The 1,432-nt window shown below is 64.8% G+C and carries 1 protein-coding gene; it reads right to left on the bottom strand.

Features of this window, described 5'->3' with window-relative positions; translation table 11 throughout:
• Positions 1 to 25: 25 nt before the first annotated feature.
• On the bottom strand, positions 26 to 1,432 hold a 1,407-nt coding region (locus KHP60_RS24820; protein ID WP_213566932.1), incomplete at its 5' end, for a porin.

Raw genomic sequence — 1,432 nt, 5'->3', positions numbered from 1 at the left:
TTCCGATCCAATCAGGATGAGCCGATTAGAAGTCGCGCTGAACGCGCAGGCGGCCTTCCCAAACGTCGTTCTTCAGGTTGACCGGATCCGGACCACGCGGGTCAATGTTGGCGTAGAGAACCTCAACACCGAGGTCCAGGCCAGCCACCGGCGACCAGATCACGTTCGTGCCAGCGCGCCACTCGTTGAAGTCAGCAGCGATGCCGAGACCGCCCGGGAAAGCGAGCGGAGCGTCGTTGCCGTACTCGACGCGAGCGTACGAACCGAACACGTTCTGACGGATGGTCGGGGTCCAGTAGTGACGCAGACCACCGGCGATCGACCAGGCCTCGGCGGTGTGGATGTCACCATCAACACCGACGTAAGCGTCGACAACCGACTCGGTCAGGGCGCCGACGGTGACCGACGAACCGAAGCCGAGGTAGCCAAGAGCGCCGTCAGCGTAGNCGATCGACCAGGCCTCGGCGGTGTGGATGTCACCATCAACACCGACGTAAGCGTCGACAACCGACTCGGTCAGGGCGCCGACGGTGACCGACGAACCGAAGCCGAGGTAGCCAAGAGCGCCGTCAGCGTAGGTCGCAGCGAGCCACAGGGCGTCGCCAGCGGCCAGCATCGGCAGGTTGATCGAGCCCTGAGCCGTGATTGCCCAGCCGAGTTCGCTGTCCGGGAAGTCCGTCGAGCCATCGGGGAAGACGACCAGGTTGTCGCTGCGCAGCTGGTGCAGGGCACCGGAGATCTGAGCCGAACCCCAGGTGCCGGCATACTTCAGGTTACCGACAAGGTCAGGCATCGTCTGACCGGCTTCGGTGAACACCGNCAGGTCGTCGCTGCGCAGCTGGTGCAGGGCACCGGAGATCTGAGCCGAACCCCAGGTGCCGGCATACTTCAGGTTACCGACAAGGTCAGGCATCGTCTGACCGGCTTCGGTGAACACCGAGACGCCATCGAAAGCGGTGCCGGCGAAGCGGCCTTCTTCAGCGGCGATCGTGGCCGAGAAGCCGTTGCCGAAGGAGAAGGTGTAGGCGAACACGTTTACGGTCGGAGCGTCCGAGAAGCGGAGCGTGCCGAAGTGGCCCGTGGGCAGGTCGCTGTTGTCGAAGAACGACACCGTACGACCGGCGGTGAGGCCGCCGAACTGCACGAAGGCCTGGTCGACGTTGGCCGTCGTGGAGCTGAAGCCGTACGAGCCGGTGTCGCGGGTCATCTCGAAGCGCACGAAGGTGCGGAGCAGACCGTAAGCGGTAGCGGTACGAGCGTCGATATTCAGACGGCCGCGGGTACGGAAGCCGATGGCGTCCTGCGAGCGGTCGGTCGGCTCGAGGTAGCGGAACTCGGCGCGAACACGGCCGCCGACGCGGAGGCAGGTTTCGGTGCCGGGGATGTAGAAGAAGCCTGCGCCGTAGGTGGAGCAGACGCGAACGTATTCGAC

Source organism: Microvirga sp. 3-52, from assembly GCF_018383585.1.
Classification (GTDB): domain Bacteria; phylum Pseudomonadota; class Alphaproteobacteria; order Rhizobiales; family Beijerinckiaceae; genus Microvirga.
The sequence above is the reverse complement of the archived record's forward strand: the minus strand, read 5'-3'. Positions and strand labels throughout refer to the sequence as shown.